Source organism: Companilactobacillus heilongjiangensis, from assembly GCF_000831645.3.
In the GTDB taxonomy this organism is placed as follows: domain Bacteria; phylum Bacillota; class Bacilli; order Lactobacillales; family Lactobacillaceae; genus Companilactobacillus; species Companilactobacillus heilongjiangensis.
Genome location: NZ_CP012559.1, coordinates 1136533 through 1158601 on the forward strand (window position 1 = coordinate 1136533; position 22069 = coordinate 1158601).

Genomic DNA, 22069 nt, shown 5'->3' on the forward strand with positions numbered 1-22069 from the left:
CTTTCACGGATGATAAGATAACAAAATCATTTGACAGGAAGGTGTTTAGTTTTTATGAGAAGTAAGAAACCAACTCTAATTTTAGCCTGCCTTTGGTTATTATTTTCCAGTAGTTTTACTACCACAGTTACTGCCGAAACCACAGAAAATGAACCAGTTACAAGCGCTGGTCTAGAGACAATTGTTGAAAATAAAGATAATACTGAAGTAACTATCAGTTATGTCTTAGAAGATAAAAAAGATTTGATTTTAAAAACCGATCAAGAAAAGGTTATTGATATCGAGGCCTTAAAAAAGGATCTTGGTGCAGAAAAAGTTAGTAATGAAGCCGATAATAAGGAATTACGTGTAACTTTAGATAATCCGGATGCAATTGATTTTAAAATGTACGTTGACAAAGAAAAGCCTTTCTCATTGGCTGTTTTAGATGCTGATAGAAATGAAATGTTTAATTATCAGTTTAATGCTAGAGAGGAACAGGAAGCTCCAGTAGAAGATGATCCAGCCGAAGAATCGACTTGGACACGAACAGAAAAACTACGAGTTTCCAAAGGTCCTATTTTAGAACACAAAGACGGCTCCAGTACGCAACCGATATTTTATTTTGGAGATTACATTTACGCAGAACATGGAATCATTAAAGTTTCTGACACATGGATTCCACGCCATAAGTCACGCGAAAATAGTTTGACGTCCCCAAATTCAGGTATTATTTATGCGGAACCGGGCAGTCGAATTGAGAATGGTCCTAAAGCAGCTGGAAATCACATTTATACGACACATTATGGCGACAATCAAAAACGCGACGGATTGACTGCTTTACACGCTGAAGAGGATTTACCGTATGGGTCGCCAACTAGCTATACTTCCAATAATTTATTCAATTATGTTTCACATTCTGATGATTGGAAAAGGCCCGGGGTGTCGGGACCAAATAAACTGGGTAAGTCATATGCGATGCTGGGAGATCCAACATTGTATTATCGGATTGATTCAAATACCGGCTTGGAAGAACAGCGTTTAGTATATAAGCAACGTGCTTTTTATTCAGATAAGCATGGAAAAGATAATCCAGAAATAACGACAAGTATTAAAATGTCCTTTACCAGGACAGGGCGTGTTGTAACGGATATTGCTTTTAAAAATACCGGAAAATATAGATTTTATAATTTCAGTGGTATTTCAAATCATGATCTTTCATTAAATAAAGATGGTGCTGAATTGACCGATACATCTGGTAAAAAGATTGGTAATTATATTCCAATGCGTTCGTTGGGAAATGAGCGTGGAATGTATTTTCAAGCTCCAAATAATGAAATAAGAACCAATATTTATATGGATCATCCTAAAGGGCCAGGCGCTTGGGCAGCTAGATCAGCTAGTCGTTCATATCTGGCAACCAAAGGTTATATGTATAATCCGGGTTTGCTAGGCTTGCTTGGGGTACAGATGGAGACTTATTACCCTTGGAAGGTTGGTAAAAGCGGGAGTGCATTTTATGACAAAAAGAAACATCAATACAAATTTCCGTATACACCGCCTGGCTATAACAATGCTTTTAGTAATGAAAGAGATCTGGGAGATAAGAATGCTAAACGTGGAGCTGGAACGAGACTAGGGACTAAGGGTGAAAATGATCCGCAATGGGATGCTGGAGTTACGATGCGTACCCATCCAATGGAATTAGAGATTGGGCAAACTGTTCATTTACAATATGGTGTGATGACTGATATTCCGGGTTCAACGTTTAATCCGGTCGTGGAATATGATAAATTAGGGAATGAAAATTATCCGCAAGTTGTACCTTTGGGTACCAGTGAATTGGAATTGAGTGGACATTGGTATGATTTTGATAGTGACAATGTGACGATTTACTATGCGGTTAATAAAGAAGAAGACGAAGATATTAAGAACAATATTTTACTGCATGAGAAACAGTCGAAAACCGATGCCAGCAATGGTAAGTTCCATGATTTTTCCAAGAAAGTAAATATTAGTCATTTGGAAAAGGGCTTGCATAAAGTCTCCTTGATTGCTGAAGATAGCGATGGCAATCAATCTATTTTACAAGAACATCATTTTAAGATAATTAAAACGGCGGTCGCTGATAAGGGTCCACAGATTGACGTTACTTCACCATATGGGACCAAGCGTAATCCATATATACCAGGGACTGACCATTTTGAAGTAAATGGTTTTTGGTCCGATCAAAAGTCAAGCAAGATAAAATCACTCAGCTATACGGTTGATGGAGGACCTGAAACGGTTTATGAGAAAGATATTGAAAATCCTGAATTGGGAAACCTCAAGGCTTGGCGCATTCGTAGTTTAGATATAAAAAAATATAATGATTTCAAGAAGCATCGAATGGTTTTCAAAATAACCGATGATGAGGGAGCAACCGATGTAGACTTCTTTTATTTCAAGCATACTGGTGGCGGAACTCACTTGACTGCTCCAGAAAAGATTGACTTTGGTAAAGTGTCACTTGATCTTAATAGGAATAATCCGTTGTCGCCAAATATGAACAATGAAAAGGTGCTACTGGAAGACTTTCGTAAAAAAGGTTCTAATCAGTTGGGTGTTCAACTAACTATCAATAAGTTTTATAAAGATGATGGCAGTGATTTCGATGGTGATGACGAAGATGATGGTGATGATAGTTTGTCAACGGTTGATCCAGATAAACGTGGGGCTAAAGAATGGCTGAAACATAAGGTTTATTGGGATGGCAAACCAGTTAATAACAAAAATATTCCAATTGGTAAAACTGTTGGCGCTAAGAGTGAAGAATGGCGACAAAGTACTGATTTCACTGAAGAAGTTAGCAAGAAGCTAAAGATTAATTTCCGTGCTCGTGAGACGGGGACTTCACCAGGTAAATATGTTAGTTATTGGACGTGGCAAACGGTGGATTCGATACAATAAAAAAACTGATCTCAATGATGAGGTCAGTTTTTTTGCGTTCTAATGACATATGAATCCAAAAGGATACGGCTAATAACTTGTAAAGGTAAACGAGATCTTACTTCATAATCGGGAAAATATGAGGTTTGAGATTTGTAGCCAAGCAAAACCATTTCCGAATATTTAGCGATGGAACTTTTCTCATTGGTAGTAATCGTAATCGTGCTAACACCATTACCGAAGGCATTTTTGGCACCCTCGACAAGTTCTTTAGTTTCACCATTTAAACTAATAATGATAACCAGAGCTTCACGTTTAATCCGTTTGCTCATTGTTACGATGATATTAGGGTCAGAACTCATTACACAATTTTTACCTAGTAGCTGCAATTTGACCAACATTTCTTGAGCAATAAATTCAGAGAAACCCCGGGCAAAAATATAAATATCATTCGATTCACCTATCTTTTGAACGGCATCTTCAATGGAACCAACGTTTAGCATGCTGAGAGTATTATCAACTTCATACTTATTCTTCATGATTGCTTGTTTGATATCGTGGTCGACTTTTTCCAAGTTTTTGTATTGTGAGTTATTTTTACTTTTGGTAATCAACTGTTGTCGAAAATCGGTATAGCCAGAATACCCTAGCTTTTTAGTTGTGCGAACAATAGTGGCAGTGGAAACATTAGCGTCTTCACTCAGTTTAACGATTGAAAGATCTGGGATGTCCGTTAAATTTTCCTGAATATAGTCCCAGAGGTATTGTTCAGAAGTACTTAATTTTGTAGTCATTAAAAAATCCACCCTAATTGTAAAGATTTTTTCGAGAATCGGTCCATGTAGTCCGTTTATGAAAACATTTACATGATAACATAAGTTATACTGTATTTATTGAAGCAGAGGGTGCCAGTTGAATATGCCGTCTCCAGAGCTGGGAAATATTCACAAGCTGTGCGGACCGGTCCGAGCCAAGAGGCGGTCTCGAACCTCGGTTTGAAGCCTTGACACAGTTCGTCAAGTCTCCAAACACGCCCGGTGATATAAGTACGGGAGATTCCTCCCGTGCTTATATCACTACCACGGCACACAAATATTTCCCAGCTCTTCCGACTAGTTTATCGTTATTAGTTGAATGTAAAAATATTTAAGCAATTTTAGACTAGGAAATACTTGTAGTAGGCTATTAACTAGCACCATGTGTATTTTAAATATTTTTTAACGTTATGAAATTACAAAGGAGTTAAGTAAATGATTTATACATGTACTTTAAATCCGGCAATCGATTTGTTTATTGAAACAGATCATTTGAAACCGGAAGTTGTTAATCGAACTAATAGTTATGACATTCAACCAAATGGAAAGGGTGTCAATGTTTCCTTTATTTTAAAACATTTGGGTGTTAATAATACTGCCTGGGGTGTTGGCGGTGGTTTTACAAGTAATTTTATTGAAGAATCATTACGTAACAAGGGTATTGAAACAGATTTTACTCATATTGATGGAATTTCGAGAATCAATGTTTTCACTCGTGTATTGGACACTGATACAGAATATAAAGAAGTAAATAACGGTCCTGAAGTAAGCGCTGACAGGGTGACTGAATTTCTGCAAAAAGTTGCTACATTGACTAAAGACGATAAGTTAGTTGTTTCGGGTAGCTTTTCAAAAGGTATTCAACCGGAAATTATTGTTGAAATTGCCAAAATGGCTGAAAAACAAGGGTTCGACTTGGTAATTGATACAAGTTATCCCGAGGTCGTTTCTGCCATTGAGCATCATCCATACTTGATCAAGCCAAACGATGAAGAATTATTATCATGGTTCGAGCAGCCAGTCACGGACGACATCAATGTGTTAGTGAAATATTCTAAAGAATTGCTCAAGAAGGGTGCTCAAAATATTCTACTTTCATTAGGTGCTAAAGGGGCACTTTTCGTTAACGCAGAGCATGTTTTGCTTGGAAATGCGCCAAAAATAAAAGTTGTTAATACGGCTTGCTCGGGCGATACGATGTTAGGAACCTTTTTAGCTGGTCTCGAACAAGGGATGTCACTTGAGGATAACTTGCAAAGAAGTCTAGCTGCCGCAAGTTCAACAGCTGCTAGTGCTGGTTTGACAGATTTTAGTGATGTAGATGAATTGATGAAACAAATTAAAATTACGCAATTGGAGGGATAAGATATGGCAAAATATACAGTTATTGCTGCTACTGGCTGTCCAACTGGAATTGCCCACACTTACATGGCTCAAGAGGCTTTGGAAGAAGCTGCTAAGAAGCGGGGGATTTCGATTAAAGTTGAGACTCACGGACAATCTGGGGTTGAACATGCATTTACACAATCAGAAATTGATCAGGCTGATGGAGTTATTATTGCAGCTGATAAAGATGTTGATATTGACCGTTTTGACGGCAAGCGTTTGATCAATGTTTCGGTTACTAAAGGGATGAAGGAGCCAGATGAACTAATTGAAAAGATTTTGAATGATAAGAATGTACCTGTTTATCACAGTTCAGGTAACTCTAGTGCAAGTAGTTCTGAAGAAGCTGAATTAACTGGCTCGTTCTGGCACAAGATGTACGTTTACTTGATGAATGGTGTTTCACATATGTTGCCATTGGTTGTTGCCGGTGGTGTTCTAACAGCTGTTTCATTCTTCTGGGGTATCAATTCGGCTGATCCAAAGAGTGCCGAGTATAACGCTATTGCTGCTTTACTTAACACAATTGGTGGCTTTGCCATGAACTTAATGGTACCAGTGCTTTGTGCTTATATCGCTGAGGCCATTGGTAAAAGAACCGGTTTGGTACTTGGATTTGTTACCGGGATGATTGCTTATACTAATGGTACAGGATTCTTAGGTGGTATCGTTGGTGGTTTCTTAGCCGGATATGTCGCTATTCTTTTAACGAAATTATTCAAGTCATTACCAAAATCACTTGATGGTTTAAAATCAATCTTCATTTTTCCAGTTCTAGGTGTTTTGATTTCTGGGACAATCATGTGGTACATTTCAGTCCCAATGAAGGATATTAATACTGGCATGATGGCATTCTTAAAGAGTATGGAGAATTCTAGTCCAATTCTTTTAGGATTAATCGTTGGTATCATGTGTGCTTCAGATATGGGTGGCCCAATCAATAAAGCCGCTTACTTAACTGGTACAGCTTTGTTAGCTCAAGGTAATTATTTCTTCATGGCTGGTGTTTCTGCCGCATGTATCGCACCACCACTAGCTACAGGCTTTGCCGTACTATTCAATAAGAAAGCTTACACATCAAAGGAACGCAGTGCCGGATATGTTAACTTCTTACTTGGTTCAACTCACATTACTGAAGGTGCCATTCCATTTGCTGCCAAGAACCCATTGTTAAATATTCCGATCTTTATGATTGGTTCAGCAGTTGCCGCAATTCTTTCTTATGTAACAAAAATATCAGTACCTGCACCACACGGTGGTTTTATCGTTCTACCATTAGTTAACAAACCATTCCTATGGGTTCTTTGGATCGTTATCGGTGCTTTGATTTCCGGATTCTTGCTATCAATGGTTGCTGGACGCCAAAGTAAACACGATGCAGCAATGGTCGCAACTCCACTTGGAAATGTTACTGTTGATACCGAACCAGAATCAGAACCTGTTGAAAAAGCAACAAGCAATAATGATTTAAGTGAAATTATTAATAAAGATAACATCGCGTTAGATGTAGACGTGTCCTCACGTGATGATTTGTTGAAGTATTTAGCTGATTTTTCAAAGAAATTAGGATACGCTTCAGATTCAGATGCTGTTTATGAAAAATATCTTGCTCGTGAAAAAGAGAGCTCAACTGGTATGGAGAAAGGCATTGCTATTCCACATGCGCAAGATAAAACAATTCATAGTTCTGCGATGTTGATTGCTAAATTAAAACAACCAATTGAGTGGAAGACATTTGATAATAAACCAGTTGATATCGTTATCTCATTCTTGATTCCTGATCAAGACGACGGTAGCAATCACCTTGAATACTTATCAAGCACTTCAAAATTGTTGATGCATGACGAATTTATTACCTCGTTGAGAAATTCAAAAACTAAAGACGAAATTCTTAACTTGTTCAAGTAATGTATGCAATTCGATAATGAAAATATCCAATGATAGTCCTAGTGAAATTTTGCTGGGACTATTTTTTGTATGAAAACACTTACGTTAAAATAATAGTATTATATAGGTAGTGAATTAATGAAAAAGGAGGGTGATGTTTATGTCAATTTGGCAAAAGATAAGTGACTTTCTCACTCCCGATAGTAGTCGGCCGACTAACGACCCTAATGTTACTCGACAGGATCAGATGAGTGACTTCTCGCAGGTCTTGGATGTTAAAAATATCGTTGTCGATGTACAAGTGAAGTCACGAAATGAGCTATTAAAATATTTAGCCACTTTAGCTTATGCAAATGATTCCAAAGTTGACATTGAAGCGTTATATGGCAAATATTTAGTTCGAGAAAGCGATGCTTCGACCGATGTGGGAGCTGGAGTTGCAATGCCACATGCTCAGGATGAGTCAGTTTCCAAATTAACAATGTTAGTGGTCAAACTAGCTCAACCGATTGAGTGGGAAAAAGGAGTGGAAGTTCAAACGGTGATTTCCTTGGTTATTCCAGACCCAGAGAAAAACTATGCGCACGTTCCCTATATGTCGAGTATCGCACGGCTACTTTTAAAGAAGGGATTCGTTCCAGCGTTAAATCGAGCAAGTACTCCTGAAAAAATAAGCAAACTATTTATTTAAATAAAATTTACTTTTTTTGACGAGTTTTTTAAGAATAATTTCGATAATGGTATACTAATAGTTATGGAATTAAAGGTTTAAGTTATTTGAGAAATCTAAATCTTTTAATGAAACAATATTCGTGGAAGATTTAGTTGTATTTTTCAATACAATAGCATCCCTCTTTAAGCAATATAGACAGCTGTGGAGGTGGCGTTATGGCTTTAGCCATTACACCACGGGGCGACTTTGGAGATTCGCGTACTTTGCGAAGCTTCAAAGCGAGGCGCGAGACCTTGGCTCGCGCCGGTCCCCATAGCGTCTGTATTGCTTAAAGAGGGATGCGGCAAAAACCTTTATGAACAAGAACATTGGAGGGGTTATTTGCAGAGTCAATTAAGTGTTCTTACAGTAGTAATTAGACTGCTGTTGTCAGTTCTGTTTGCCGGTATTATTGGTATCGATCGTGCCTATAAACACCGACCAGCTGGATTGAGAACGCATGTCTTAGTATGTTTAGGTGCCTGTATCATCGCAATGATACAACAAAATATCGGTTTTAATGCCTTAGATATTGCCAGACAGTATCCACAATTAAAGGGAGTCGTGCGAGCTGATGATGCTCGTTTGATTGCTCAAGTTGTCAGTGGGATAGGTTTTCTAGGTGCAGGAACGATTATTGTTGAACATCATTCAATCAGAGGGTTGACGACGGCTGCCAGTTTGTGGGTCGTTGCCTGTCTCGGATTAGCGGTCGGTATGGGTGACTATATTATCGCAATCGCAGGATTTTTGGTGGTGTATGCAGTGTTAGGATTTTTAAAGAAGATAATTCGTATCAGTCCGGTGCGGAAGTTAAAAATTGAATATCTGCACAAGGTTGATACAAAGAAATTTATTGATGATTATTTTAAGAAAAATGATATTACCGTAGAAGGCGTTCGTTTCAGCGTGACTCGACGAGATAGTGAGAAAGTTTATACCAATGTCTATTCAATCGACTTTGGCAAGAGCTTGGATTATGTCGATATAGTTGAAGGATTGTCAATGAATGATAATATTATTAAAGTAGAGACGATAAATGTTTAAAAAAATATTCCTAAATTAGAGTTTAGGAGTATTTTTTATTGGTTCGTTTATAAAAAGATACTTAAATATTTAAATGGTCTAAACTGATTGTAATTAGTCTAGACCTTTGCTATCTTTGAATTATTGGGGGAATTAAATGATAAGAAATTTACCGACCAGACTCTTTATCGCTTTTTTATGTGCTTTCATTTTGGCAACGGTCTATTTGATTATGCCCAAGGGGAAAATTGCGGGAAGTATTCAAGAAACCAAGATCAATTTAATGGACAAGTCGAAGCAAAAAACTGTCTCTGAATTCGGCAAAGAGCGTAAAAATTATGCCTATGTGTCGTTTGATAACTTATATTCCAATACGAGTTTGTATTATGGAACAAAGATTTATCAACGTGGACATATAAAAGATCTGGATATGGACCGCAAATTTATTCTTGTTGCATTAGATGGGAATGATGCATCAAGAACAATTAAATTGAAGTATAAATTGTCAGATTTTGAACGTGGCAATGTTAATGTTCAAGAAAACGATCCAATTAAGTTTTATGGACGAGTTCTAGCGACCGATAGTTATCTCAATGACAAAGGTCGTGACGTTCAATTGCCTGTAATTGCTGCTGATTTCATTCAAACAAAAATCAATCGTGGCGAAAGATATGGTGCAATTTAATATTGTTGAAATTGCAAAATGTATAAAGATTTATTACGATTTTAGAAAAGCCTCAATTCTGATTTATTGATATAATTTTCTTGCTAAAAGGGGAGAAAATTATGAATAAATCAAGAGTTGAGGCTTTTACTGACGCTATTATTGCGATTATTTTAACCATTATGATTCTAGAGTTTAAAACTCCAGAATCGTCAAAACTGTCGGCCATTTTGCCACAAGTTCCGTATATGATTTCGTATGCGGTTGGCTGGTTGTTTATCGGGATTGCTTGGTACAATCATCATTACATGTTCAGTAAGGCAAAAGTAATTACACGCAAGGTATTCTGGACTAACAATTTTTGGATGTTTACTACATCATTTATTCCAGTGGCAACTGCTTGGGTAGGACGTGATTTGAATGCTCAGGGACCTGAGATATTTTATGCTATCGTTTATTTTGCTTGGTCATTCGCATACACTGTATTGACGTACACAATAGCTAAAGAGAATGAACGTGCAGGTTATGATAAAGTTTCCCAAAGTATTCGAGATATGAAAATATATCGAGCTTTTATGAGCTGGAAATTCGTAGGAGCAGAAATTGTTATTTGGGTGTTAATTTTAATCTATATGCCAGCGTTACAAATGTTATTAATCGCTTTTCAAGTATTATTTGTTGGTGGTAACTTTAATGAAGATAGCGACAAACTATTTTAAAATAGGATGCAAAAAAAGGTCTAAGACAAAAGTCTTAGACCTTTCGCATTTATCAAAAGGGTTCTTAACTAAAGAAATAGTAAAAATAAATGGCATTCATTCACTTACGAGAAGTGACATTAAACAAGAGAAGCTTATTTTTTATCTTTAAGATTCTTTTGATCTTTCGAAGATTTCTTATCTGCAGAATCTACGCGTTTTACGTTTTCTTTTACATCATCGGGAAGAGAGGCAAATTTATCAAATAAACTGCCAAAATTGCTTTCACGTTTCACTGTTAGGCCCATCGGTATCAGCCCCTTTCAGTTATCTTTATATTTAACTACATTATAGAACCTTTAAGCACAAAAGACAATTTTTTGTCCTATTATTTTAAACTATTTTAGAAGTGTAGGGGGTATTAAAGTATGCCGTCTCCAGAACGGCCCGAGCCAAAGAGCGGTCTCGAACCTCGATTTTGAGCCGAAACCCACGTCTCAAAAGTCGCCCGGTGATATAAGAACTAGCGTCCTTATATCACTTTCACTGCCCACAAATATTTCTCAGCTCTTACGACTATGTATTATGTATACTGAAATTTTTAAGCATTTGGATACAGCTCTCATTTTCTTATCTTCGAAATATCTGGAATAGGATATTTAAAGATGATAGGAAGTTTAATTAGTACGCAAATTAGTATAAGAATTAAAGCAATAAATTTCAATTCAGATCGTTTTCTGTATTTAATTAATGAAATTGCTCGATAGATTGCATATATATAGATATAAATTAGTCGGAAGGGATTAGAACATTGTACCCGCTGTAGATGTGGCGTTATGGCTTTAGCCATTACACCACCGGGCGAGTTTGGAGACTTACCGAACTTTGGTAAGGCTTCAAACCGAGGTTCGAGACCGTACTGTGGCTCGGACTGGTCCGCAGAGCGGGTACAATGTTCTAATCCCTGGAGACGGCAAACCCTTAAACTATTATCATAATAATTGTATAATAGAACATATGGTTGCATTTTAGTTGACAATTAAATTGTTTAAATTAAGATTAAATGAGTCTAAAGGTATTTTGAGGGAGGGTTTGCTTTGGCAACTGAATACTTGGAACATAAATTAAGTCTATTGCCACCACGTCCGGGTTGTTATCTGATGAAAGATATCAACTCTAAGATTATCTACGTCGGCAAGGCCAAAAATTTAAAAAATCGAGTTCGTTCATATTTCAAGAGTTCGCATGAAGGTAAAACTGCCCGTCTAGTCTCAGAAATTCGCGATTTTGAAACCATCATTACTTCCAACGATAAGGAAGCTTTTTTGTTGGAAATTACTCTAATTCAAAAACACCAGCCATATTACAATATCAAGTTGAAACGTGGAACTGGTTATCCCTATATTAAGATTACCAACGAACGTGATCCTAAAATGGAAATTACTGGTTTGGTCAAAAAAGATGGTGCCTATTACTTCGGACCTTACCCAAACGTCTGGGCTGCGTCTAATACACTGAACTTTTTACAGAAAGTCTATCCATTACGTCGCTGTCAGGGAAATCTTGGCCGACCTTGTCTGTATTATCATATGGGACAGTGCTTGGGAGCCTGTTTCCAGACAGTTCCTAAGGAGCAGTATGATGAGCAGATTGAAAAGATTAAACGTTTCTTAGGCGGTAATGTCGGTGAAATTAAGCATCAACTTGAGGATCGAATGGGAAAAGCATCCGATTCGATGGAATTTGAACGTGCTGCTGAGTTGCGTGACCAAATAAAATATATCGAAACAACGGTTGAAAAGCAGAAGATTATTTCAAATGATAGTACGCCACGAGATATTTTTAATTACTATGTTGAAAAGGGTTGGATTTCAATTCAAATCTTCTTCATTAGACAAGCTCGATTGATGAAACGTGAAAAGAAAGTTTTCGCTTGCATCAATAGTCCCGAAGAGGAATTATCGACATTTATTCTGCAATTTTATAATCGTCGTAATCAAGTTATGCCGAAAGAAATCTTAGTACCTGATAATTTGGATAAGAAAACACTCTCACAAGTTTTGAATATTCCTTTCCGAACACCACAACGTGGTCAAAAGAAGGATTTGATGGACATGGCGGCTGAGAATTCCAAGTTAGTTCTGCAAGAGAAGTTTCGTTTGATGGAACTAGATAATCGTCAAACTTATGGTGCTCAGAAGCAGATTTTTGAGGCATTGGATTTGCCATATGGTCACGTTATTGAATCATTTGACCACTCGCATATTCAAGGAACCAGTCCAGTTTCAGCAATGATTATGTTTAAAGATGGTCGTCCGGAAAAGAGTGGCTATCGTAAGTACAAGATTAAAGGTGAAGTTGAGCATCAATCGGGTGCTGATGAAGCTGCCAATACGCGAGAAGTAATTTATCGACGTTATTCGCGTTTGATTAAAGAAAAAGATCCATTGCCAGATTTAATTTTGATGGATGGTGGTATCATTGAATTGCGTGCTGTTATCGATGTCTTGAATAATGAACTTGGAATCGACATTCCAGTTGCAGGTATGGTCAAAGATGATCACCATAATACATCACACTTGATTGCTGGCGAGGATGGAACCGAAGTTGTGTTAGATCGAAAGAGTCAAGGCTTCTATCTACTACAAAGAATTCAAGATGAAGTTCACCGTTTTGCTATTACATTTCATCGTAAGACGAGAAGTAAGAATGCTTTATCATCGCAATTGGATAACATTCAAGGGGTTGGTCCTAAAACTAGAACTAAGTTGTTGAAGAAATTTGGTTCAGTTAAGAAGATGAAAGAGGCCAGCATTGAACAGTTGACGGATATTGGGATTCCGAAGACAACAGCACAGACTATTAAAATTACATTAGCAAGCACCGATTTTCATAAAAAATACCATAAAGGATAGTTGGGGGATATTTATTATATGATTACATTAAAATCAGAACGAGAAATTGAAGGAATGCGTGAATCTGGTAAGATTTTGGCTGGTGTCCATTTGGGATTACGCGACATGATCAAACCGGGAATTTCTGCATATTCAATTGAAGAATTTGCCAATGACTATATTGTTAGTCACGGTGCTACTCCTTCTGAAAAGGGTTTCGAAGGCTACAAGTACGCTACATGTATCGACGTTAATGACGAAGTTGCCCATGGTACACCTAGAAAAGATTTGATTCTCAAGGAAGGCGACGTTGTTAAAGTTGATATGACTGTTAACTACAAGGGTTATGAAAGTGATTCTTGCTGGAGCTACGGCGTTGGTTCTGTTAGTCAAGAAACATCTGACTTGATGGAAGTTACTAAGAAGTCACTTTATTTAGGAATTGCTCAAAGTATTGAAGGCAATCGTTTAGGCGATATCGGTTATGCTATCCAACACTATACAGAAGATGAACATGGTTATGGTGACGTTCGTGATCTTTGTGGACACGGAATTGGACCTACAATGCATGAGGAACCCGACGTATTGCACTATGGTGAACCTGGTAAAGGTTTACGTTTGAAGAATGGTATGACAATTACTATTGAACCAATGATTAACGAAGGTACTTGGGAAATCGTTGACCGTTCACTAAAGGACCCTAACGATGATTGGATTTACTATGCCAGTGCCGATGGTTCATGGTCAGCTCAATATGAACATACATTAGCTATTACAGAAAATGGTCCTGAGATTTTGACATCACAAGATGCTGCTGAAGATGCTAAGTATATGAAGTGGGCACAAGATTATCTAAAAGAACACAAACAAGATAAATAAATTGTAATTAAAAGAGGTATTAGAAATGAAGTTGATTAAAACTTCATTTCTAATACCTTTTTTCGTGAGATAATAAATATTAATTAGTACAGCTTTCAATTGGGGGGATTCACTTTGAATAGTTTTTTCACTTATGCCAATGGTTTAGTGGTAGTTTGTTTAATTTTTGTGGTTTTGATGGTTATCGGTAAGCTGAAGACAACCAAGATAGTCGAGAGCGTTGTTAAATTTTTAATTGCCATTATGGCAACAGCTTCGTTAGTAGTTCTATTGATGCAAACTTACAATGTTGATATTGGCAAATTAGTCAAGCAAACATCGTTAAAATTAAATATTATTGATCTCGGGTGGACCCCAGCGGCGATTATTACGTGGAGTTCGGCTTATAATCTTTTAGTGTTATTTGTAATGATGATTGTTAATTTAATTCTGTTACGAAAACATTGGACGCAAACACTGGATATTGATGTCTTCGATATTTGGCACTTGTCCTTTGTCGGTCTATTGGCAGTCTATATGGGTGCCAATATTGTTGTCAGCTTGGTATTCGTCATCGGTTTAGGAATTTTGAAATTCATTAATTCTGATTTGATGAAGCCAACTTTTAATGATCTGATGAAGGATCAAAATAGTCCGATGACTTCGACACATATGAATTATTTGATGAATCCAATCGTCATGTTGTTGAATGATATTTGTACATTAATAATTCCAGGTATTGATAAAATTAATTTTGATTCCGCTAAATTGAATAAAGCAGTTGGTTTTTGGAGTTCTAAATTTGCGACAGGTTTCTTCTTAGGAATCTTGATTGGCTTGATGGGTCGAATCAATGCAAAAGATACACTAGGATTAGCTTTTTTATTGGGTGCATTTTTAGAATTATTCAACGTTATTGGTTCATGGCTGACGTCATCGCTTGATCCAATTATCCAAGTGATTACTGATAAATTGAACAAAAAAGCTGGAACTGACGTAAAATTCATTGGCTTGGATTGGGCTTTTCTATCTAGCAGACCAGAAGTGTGGTCAGTGGCTAACATTTTGGCACCATGCTTAATTATTGAAGCGTTCTTGTTGCCAGGTAATCGTATTATTCCTTTGGGTGGCTTGATTGCCATGGGTATTACACCATCATTGTTAGTAATTACACGTGGAAAAGTCATGCGTATGATTGTGATTGGAATCGTCGAAATTCCGATTTTTCTCTGGTCAGCAACTTTGACGGCACCATTTATTACTTCAATGTTTAAAAATATTTTGTTAACGAATAATAACAATATTGGGTTAATCGGTTCCGCTACTAAAGAAGGACCAATTGAACAGTTGTTGGCGATTATGATTGGTAAGTCTTCTAGTGGGGATGTTAAGTTCATTGGTATGACTGTTGTTGCCTTAGCAGCTTACTTATTATTGTTCTATTGGTATCAAAGAAAGATGAAACAACGTAACAAGTCTTATATTGCTGAATCGAAAAATTAAAAAAGCATCCGTGGAGGATGTTCTGCAGGAAAATTAAAAGACAATTACACTTGAGAAAAAAGGGCTACGATTATATGTCGTGGCCCTTTATGCGTTTAGTTTAGATTTAAGGGCATCAGTTAGAACTTCAGAGAAATTAACTCCCTTTTCTTTACCAAGCACGTTTAGATAGTTGGGTATGGTTAAAGTTTTTTTGATTAGTTTAGTATCGTGTTTCTTTCGATAACTATCAATGTCAACGTCAACAAGAGTGACCACGTCATTCTTGTTAGATTTAGGTATTGTGTAATTAGATGCTGGAACTAGTTTATTAGAGTCTTGTAAGTCCATTACTTTTAATCCAATAAAGTCGCGAGCCATTTCGATTGAATCATCAATGGTAGTTCCTTGAGTCAAACCGTTAATATCTGGAATGCTAACAAAATATGGAGTAGTTGAATCATCAGTTTTAGTTATAACAATGGGATAAATTACTTTCATCATATTTCCTCCTTTCCTTATTACTTAATAATCTTAGCACGTATAAACACGTGTATTAATACATATCAATAAATTCATTTAAATACGCATGGTGTTGGTTGATAACCTACTACAGCATGTCAAAAGATGATGATGATTTTCTCGACAATCAAAAGTGATTCAAAATTTGTATTGTTTACTTAAGTTGAGTGATGATACAATTTGCATAAATAATAGGGGAGCGTACTAATATGAAAAAGTTCGTAAAAATGATGTTTGTGTCTGCACTAGTTGTGATGTCAGTAGGAAGTTTCAACACAGCAAATGTTCAAGCCGCAAGCCACAGATATGTTCATACTTTAAAAGTAACTAGTTTATTTGCTAAAGGAGAACAAGTATCTGGCGGTCTAGGGGATCCAAAATATAATTTTTCAACTGTAACTGATCGAGCATTGTCAGCTAATAGTGATTGGTATACTGATCAGACGGCCGATAGTGTTGATACAGTCACTGGCTATAGCCGAGTTGCAACGAATGAATGGGTTAAGAATAGCGATGTGGTATATGTTAATAAGGAAGATACAGCTTATGCTATGGAAACATATCGTGCTTATCCGATTTTCAGCTTCAATGCTAATTCGTATAGGATGGAAAAAACCAATCAGACTTTACCAGCAGGTAATTGGTTAGTTGGAACGTTTATGAGTTTTCCTGATGAGCCAAGCTATTACCAAGTTGGTGGTAATCAATGGATTCAGATGAAAGAATAATTTGATAGAAAATGAGACTGATTCGTTAACCGGTAGCACGGTTGGCAAGGGTACTGATATTTTTAATTAGGTATCTACAAACGAATAGGTGATACGGTAAAGATCACATCAAACGATGTGATCTTTTTATTATAAATTGATGTTAATAAAATTAAGCATCGTTATAATGATACAAATCAAAAAAGATTGTTAGATTTTTTCGGCGAAATAAAAATCATTGTACCTTATGGATAGATAATTATTTGATTTTCTATGTATAACCTGTTTTAGTTTGAAATAATCTGATTAATATTTAATACAAAAAAGCTCGTAATTTTAAGCGATACAAATATGTTAAAGTTGTTTTTAAAAGAATAAGGGGAGAATAATGAAACGGATTGCAGTGTATTGCGGAGCATCAATTGGAAATGATGATATTTACAAAGAGTCAACTGTTAAATTAGCCGATTGGCTTGTAGAAAACAATCTTGGCTTGGTATACGGCGGAGGTGGAGTCGGATTGATGGGTGCCCTAGCACAAGAGGTTATTTCTAAAAATGGTGAGGTATATGGAATCATGCCACAAGAATTAGTTGATCGTGGGGCAGCATTCGAAGAATTAACTGACTTGAAGATAGTAGAGAATATGTCGATTCGTAAGCAGCAAATGTTAGAACTTTCCGATGGATGTATTGCGTTACCTGGTGGTCCTGGTACTTTGGAAGAAATAATCGAAGCATTTTCTTGGGCGCGGCTAGGTGACAATGATAATCCATGTGTTCTGTACAATGTCGATGGGTATTTTGATCCATTGAAGTTAATGTTTGACAGTATGACAGATAAAGGTTTCTTGACGAAAGCTGACAGAGAAAAGTTGTTCTTCTCTGATTCGTTGGATGATATTTATCAATTTATGGGCAGCTACGTTCCACCTATGATTCGTAAGTATTCTAAGTAGTTCAGGGATTTTTGTTTTTAGTATTTTTAGAATTATTTATTTCGGAGTTTCTTTTAAATTCAAGAAGTGAAAAATTAATAAGCCAACACCTTGTCGCTTAGTGATAAAAAGGTATTGGCCTATTTCTATGAATATATTGGGTGATTCTAAGTTATAGCTGATATTCATGAAGTTCTTATGACCTGAAAAGAAATTTTAACATTTGCTTATGTTTGTGCCGCTTTTCGTTGATTCAAATAATATAGCCACGATTCTAAAGACAATAATTCTAATAAAGCAGAGAATAGGAAAATATTTTTATATCCAAATCCAATTGCAATCCAAGCTGCCAACATTGGTCCTAAGAAATTTCCAAGTGCATGCGCTGATTGATTATAACTGAAAACACGTCCAAAAATAGATTTTGGCACATTTCGTACAGTTAAAATTTGTATTGAAGGAATCAAAGCTGCATCAGATATTCCCAAAATAAATCTGAAAATAAGCAATTGCCAAATATTTTGTACCAAACTAGTTAAAACTAAACAAATAATGGCTGAGGTTAAAAAAATAATCATGTTTTTTAGAGCGCCTAATCGATCAATCATTGATCCAACGATTCCCGCAAATAAAATTGTCGCAAAACCTGGAGCAGCTGCAACGAATCCAATCATAATTACCGTGTTCTGACTACTGGGATCAAGTTCTCTGACCATCAAACTCAACATGGGTGTAATTGCATTGGCTGTTGCTTTAACCGCTAATATTGACCCAAATATTGCAACAAAGAAAGGCCAGCCAATTTTTTTCATTAACGGTAATGCTGGTTGTAATTCTTGTCTTGTAATCGGGTTGAATTCCTCTTTAACACCTAACCATGTTGTTAAAAATACAATTGCCGTCAAAAAACTAGTCACAAAAAAAGCTCCACGGTAACCAAACCAAGTTGCTAGAAGTCCTCCAATCAATGGACCAATTAGAGATCCGGAAATACTACCAGTAACTAGCTTACTCATCACGTGTCCCTGAATCTTTTTTGGTGCTGAAACAGACATCAAAGCATTAGCATTATTGATATAACCTGAGAAGGCTCCTTGAAGAATGCGAAAGAATAGTAAAAACCAAACGTTAGGTGACAATCCCACCATAAAAATTGTAAGTGTCATTACTCCAGATGCACGTAAACACATCAATTTACGCCCTTTAAGATCGGCCAAACGACCCCATAGTGGGGAAACGATGGCTTTACTCAAATATGTCAGTGAAAAGGCTGCTGCACCTAATAAATTTAACTCAACTTTATTAAAATCACCTAGTGTGTCAATAAATAGCACAATAAAAGGCAATGTCATTGCATTACCCATATCAGTTATAAAATTGCCAAACCATAAAATCCAAAAGTTTTTTTTCCAATTTTCCTGCATAATAATCCTCTGACATATTTAATTTATCCCTAGCTATTAATAATAGCCGAGCAATATAAATTTCTTGTAAATTTAATGTAAAAATACTTATAATTCAGGTAAATTTGAATTACATTCTTATTTTTGAAATAATTAATTGTGTTTTTTTTAATAATCAGTTAGTTTTTAGTATCATGAGTTCTAAAAAAGGGGTAATGGACCACGGACGTTATGCTAATAAGCAGCCCCCTAACTAATGTGTTTTAAAAGATAAAGCCAATACACAATGTAAAGGATTCTTTACGCAAAATTAACGTAAAACTAGGGCTAATAGGCGACAATAAAAGAGTTTTTGTTTTAGAATATGAATAGCAACTAAGTATAGCTTTACGAAAAGCGAGGTAGTTACTATGTTAACTGTTATTGATCGTGCAACTGAGTTATTGAAAGATAAGTCCGTTACAACTGAAGAGATTCATCAGGCCACAGGAATCAGTGTAAAGTTACTGAACGAGGCTAGAACAGCTAAGGATGTAACTAGTTTTGTCAATAACTTGAAGTATTCGGAAGTTATCGCATTAACAGATTTATTCAACAATCTGCAGATTGATTATTTAAATAAGAATCATGACAATGATTTTTATAAATTTGTGATTAGAATTGGTGAGTGGTTCGACGAATCAATCGGTATTCAAGAAGAGTACTTTCAATCTGAAGAAGGGTTAGATGACGATTTGATGGTTGCTACAGCAGTTCAAACTTTGAATGATATTTCGACAAAGGATAAGTCGATTATGTTGGATCTTTATTTTAGTTATACTCGGGATGAGCAGAACATGTTGTGATTTAAGGATTAGATGACCAAATCCTTTAGCAATTTGAATAAGAAATTAATAACCAAAACAAATAGAGTCAGTAATCTTTTTTAGATTGCTGGCTCTTTTGATGTTTATCGAAGAAAAACACTAATTGCTTTTAATATTCTTATGACGTTTAGGGCTGACCCAAGTTCCTGAACCATGTCCCATAATTGTTCTAACAGCAGGAATAAACGTTGTCACAACTGAAAAGGCGTTAACTTGCCAATAGACTAGGGAGTAAAACGGCATAAATATGAGATATTTAAATTTTTTACCCTCTTCATCTACCAATAAGGCAGCCCCCAGTTGGATAATTCCAGCCAACATTTCAAATGTGATGAAGACAAATGACATAGCGAATAGGAAAATCACTTGCCGGAAATCACCCGTAAATAAGAAACTAAGCACTGATCCAATAAATAAAATCAAGCTGATAAAGTAGAAGAACGACCAAGTGATACTGAATGTTTGGTCAATTATAAAGGCAATTTGTCTAGTATACCTAAAGGGATGTAGGACAATTTTCCAAAAATTTGTTAACCAAACTTCAGTGCCACCCTTGGCCCAACGTTTTCTTTGATTGTAAAGGCTCTTCAAGTTGTCCGGTACATTCATGTAGAAAAGAATATTTGGAGCAAAGACAGTTGACCACCCGCTAGTTTGGTGGTCCCAAGCGATACTGATATCTTCAGTTGCCCGATCTTGTCTGAACAAACCGACATCAATCAAGGCGTCACGACGATACATGGTATTGGCACCACTGTATGCATACATATTGCCGAAAACCCCAACTTGACTACGTTTGATAATACCCACGATACTGGAAAACTCGACAGTTTGTGATTTGGAAATGATGGTATCACGGTTTTGCACGTCCATATTGGCAGTAACAGCCGCAATATTTTGTCCATCGGAAGTATTGAAGTAGTTCATGTATTTCCAAATTGCATCTGGTTCAGGTAAGGAGTCGGCATCATTACTTAAGATAAATTCACCTTTGGTAAAGGCAATACCAATGTTAAAGGCATGAGCTTTACCTTGATTCTTCTCGATTCGGATAACTTTCAAATTGGAATATTGAGTCATCAATCCGTGAAGAATCATGGGGGTATCGTCAGTTGAACCATCGTCAACCACCAGAACTTCATAATTAGAGTAATTCAACTCAGTCATCAAATAATTTATGGTATCGGCAATCATAACTTCCTCATTGTGCGCTGGAATCATGATTGTGACAAAAGGCTGCATACTCTTGTCGATTCGTTTGTACTTGGTAATTCTGTGGGCGTAAAGGAACTGGTAACAAATTGTTCCTATTAACCAGCAGAATGATCCCAAAATTGGATACGCAATTAACATTAAGAGAAAGAAGTTAGCTACGGCATCGAAGGTGGAAATCCCAGTTTTAATCATAATTTGGCATCCTCGAATTTGCTGTAAATTTTGTCGATAGTTTTAATTTCAAAGTTATTTTCAGGGGTAATGATGTAGTATCTGATGTCATTACGACGATAATAACGGTCTCCAAATTTTAAAGTATAAAAATCCTTGATAGCTTCACGACGTGCGAAGAGTTTTTTCTCATTGTAAATAGCGTGTCTTTTAACATGATTTTTGGTGTAGTAGTTGTTATATAAAGTAAATGAAACGGTTATAATTGCTAGGACGATAAAGGCATTAGTCAAGAAATGACCAAAGAAATTGAATAGGTCTTTTCCTTCCGGAGTCGACCAGGGTTGTCCTTTCAAATTATCACTAACGAACACAGTCATGGATAAGGTCCAATAAATCGGGATGACCATGATTATCCATGATAAAACGGTAACTAATGTTTGTCTGATTTTTAATAGCCAATGACCTCGTTCAAAAAAAGCGTCATGGATGTAATTTTGCATAGAATCGATATTTTTTCTTGATCTCATTTTTATCACCCGTAACTTTATACTCACTTTTAGGAGTATTTAGAGATTTTAACTAAGGGTTGGAAGGTATTCCGTTTAGATTGTTAGAGCAAGGATTAAATCAAATTTTTATCGTTCAACCTTTAGATGTTAATTACGCATGGTACTAGTTGATAATCTATTACAAATATTTCATCGTCTAATATGATTTGAATAATAGGTGTAGTTGAATAACTTAACGTCTAATCACTAACAATCAATTAGTCGGAAGAGCTGGGAAATATTTGTGTGCCGAGGTTCGAGACCGTACTTTAGCTCGGACCGTTCCGCACAGCTTGTGAATATTTCCCGGCTCTGTAGACGGAATATCTAACCAGCCCACATATATTAATTAAATAATTTTTTCTAAA

19 protein-coding genes are annotated in these 22069 nt (G+C 36.4%); 13 read left to right on the forward strand and 6 right to left on the reverse strand.

Annotated features, from left to right (window positions below; translation table 11 throughout):
• Nucleotides 1–54 precede the first annotated feature (54 nt).
• A complete protein-coding gene (locus JP39_RS05220; protein ID WP_041499932.1) occupies nt 55–2928 on the forward strand; it encodes a hypothetical protein in 2874 nt (957 codons plus the stop codon).
• A gap of 23 nt (nt 2929–2951) precedes the next feature.
• Here JP39_RS05220 and JP39_RS05225 read toward each other — a convergent pair whose 3' ends face one another.
• The gene (locus JP39_RS05225) at nt 2952–3701 is read right to left on the reverse strand and encodes a MurR/RpiR family transcriptional regulator (RefSeq protein ID WP_041499931.1); all 750 of its coding nucleotides are present in this window, start codon (nt 3699–3701) and stop codon (nt 2952–2954) included.
• 456 nt (nt 3702–4157) lie between these two features.
• Here JP39_RS05225 and pfkB point away from each other — a divergent pair, with 456 nt between their 5' ends.
• From pfkB to JP39_RS05255, 6 genes are all read left to right on the forward strand, one after another.
• Nucleotides 4158–5087 carry a 1-phosphofructokinase gene (gene pfkB, locus JP39_RS05230; protein ID WP_041499929.1) on the forward strand — a complete coding sequence of 310 codons (930 nt, stop codon included), beginning with the start codon at nt 4158–4160 and terminating at the stop codon, nt 5085–5087.
• 3 nt (nt 5088–5090) lie between these two features.
• On the forward strand, nt 5091–7016 hold the full coding sequence (locus JP39_RS05235; RefSeq protein ID WP_041499927.1) for a fructose-specific PTS transporter subunit EIIC: 1926 nt from the start codon (nt 5091–5093) through the stop codon (nt 7014–7016).
• A 139-nt stretch (nt 7017–7155) separates the two neighbouring features.
• Nucleotides 7156–7686, forward strand: coding sequence for a PTS sugar transporter subunit IIA (locus tag JP39_RS05240; RefSeq protein ID WP_041499925.1), 531 nt, complete (start codon nt 7156–7158; stop codon nt 7684–7686).
• Between the two features lie 363 nt (nt 7687–8049).
• The gene (locus JP39_RS05245; RefSeq protein WP_041499924.1) at nt 8050–8754 is read left to right on the forward strand and encodes an MgtC/SapB family protein; all 705 of its coding nucleotides are present in this window, start codon (nt 8050–8052) and stop codon (nt 8752–8754) included.
• Nucleotides 8755–8965: 211 nt separating this feature from the next.
• Nucleotides 8966–9418 carry a hypothetical protein gene (locus tag JP39_RS05250; protein WP_169751873.1) on the forward strand — a complete coding sequence of 151 codons (453 nt, stop codon included), beginning with the start codon at nt 8966–8968 and terminating at the stop codon, nt 9416–9418.
• Between the two features lie 101 nt (nt 9419–9519).
• Nucleotides 9520–10116 carry a TMEM175 family protein gene (locus JP39_RS05255; RefSeq protein ID WP_041499922.1) on the forward strand — a complete coding sequence of 199 codons (597 nt, stop codon included), beginning with the start codon at nt 9520–9522 and terminating at the stop codon, nt 10114–10116.
• 134 nt (nt 10117–10250) lie between these two features.
• Here JP39_RS05255 and JP39_RS12670 read toward each other — a convergent pair whose 3' ends face one another.
• Complete coding sequence (locus JP39_RS12670; RefSeq protein ID WP_164480478.1) at nt 10251–10403, reverse strand: SPJ_0845 family protein; 153 nt, start codon at nt 10401–10403, stop codon at nt 10251–10253.
• 789 nt (nt 10404–11192) lie between these two features.
• On the opposite strand from JP39_RS12670, the gene uvrC reads away from it, so the two are divergent.
• The 3 genes from uvrC (at nt 11193) to JP39_RS05270 (ending at nt 15350) form a co-directional block, all read left to right on the forward strand.
• On the forward strand, nt 11193–13010 hold the full coding sequence (gene uvrC / locus JP39_RS05260; protein WP_041499921.1) for an excinuclease ABC subunit UvrC: 1818 nt from the start codon (nt 11193–11195) through the stop codon (nt 13008–13010).
• 18 nt (nt 13011–13028) lie between these two features.
• Entirely contained in the window at nt 13029–13868 is an 840-nt protein-coding gene (gene map, locus JP39_RS05265) for a type I methionyl aminopeptidase (protein ID WP_041499920.1), read from the forward strand.
• Between the two features lie 114 nt (nt 13869–13982).
• Complete coding sequence (locus JP39_RS05270) at nt 13983–15350, forward strand: PTS glucitol transporter subunit IIA (RefSeq protein ID WP_041499919.1); 1368 nt, start codon at nt 13983–13985, stop codon at nt 15348–15350.
• Nucleotides 15351–15437: 87 nt separating this feature from the next.
• On the opposite strand, the gene JP39_RS05275 is transcribed toward JP39_RS05270, so the two are convergent.
• Entirely contained in the window at nt 15438–15833 is a 396-nt protein-coding gene (locus JP39_RS05275; protein ID WP_041499918.1) for a type II toxin-antitoxin system HicB family antitoxin, read from the reverse strand.
• A gap of 227 nt (nt 15834–16060) precedes the next feature.
• On the opposite strand from JP39_RS05275, the gene JP39_RS05280 reads away from it, so the two are divergent.
• Nucleotides 16061–16579 carry a hypothetical protein gene (locus JP39_RS05280; protein ID WP_041499916.1) on the forward strand — a complete coding sequence of 173 codons (519 nt, stop codon included), beginning with the start codon at nt 16061–16063 and terminating at the stop codon, nt 16577–16579.
• A 367-nt stretch (nt 16580–16946) separates the two neighbouring features.
• A complete protein-coding gene (locus tag JP39_RS05285) occupies nt 16947–17516 on the forward strand; it encodes an LOG family protein (protein WP_041499915.1) in 570 nt (189 codons plus the stop codon).
• Nucleotides 17517–17722: 206 nt separating this feature from the next.
• Here the strand turns inward: JP39_RS05285 and JP39_RS05290 are convergent, their stop codons facing one another.
• Nucleotides 17723–18919 carry an MFS transporter gene (locus tag JP39_RS05290; RefSeq protein WP_041499913.1) on the reverse strand — a complete coding sequence of 399 codons (1197 nt, stop codon included), beginning with the start codon at nt 18917–18919 and terminating at the stop codon, nt 17723–17725.
• 389 nt (nt 18920–19308) lie between these two features.
• On the opposite strand from JP39_RS05290, the gene JP39_RS05295 reads away from it, so the two are divergent.
• Nucleotides 19309–19743: a hypothetical protein gene (locus JP39_RS05295; protein ID WP_041499911.1), complete on the forward strand. Its 435-nt coding sequence runs from the start codon at nt 19309–19311 to the stop codon at nt 19741–19743.
• A 120-nt stretch (nt 19744–19863) separates the two neighbouring features.
• Here the strand turns inward: JP39_RS05295 and JP39_RS05300 are convergent, their stop codons facing one another.
• Nucleotides 19864–21174, reverse strand: coding sequence for a glycosyltransferase family 2 protein (locus JP39_RS05300; protein WP_371851543.1), 1311 nt, complete (start codon nt 21172–21174; stop codon nt 19864–19866).
• Nucleotides 21168–21680 carry a hypothetical protein gene (locus JP39_RS05305; RefSeq protein ID WP_041499909.1) on the reverse strand — a complete coding sequence of 171 codons (513 nt, stop codon included), beginning with the start codon at nt 21678–21680 and terminating at the stop codon, nt 21168–21170. Before JP39_RS05305 ends, JP39_RS05300 begins: the two co-directional genes overlap by 7 nt.
• Between the last annotated feature and the right edge of the window lie 389 nt (nt 21681–22069).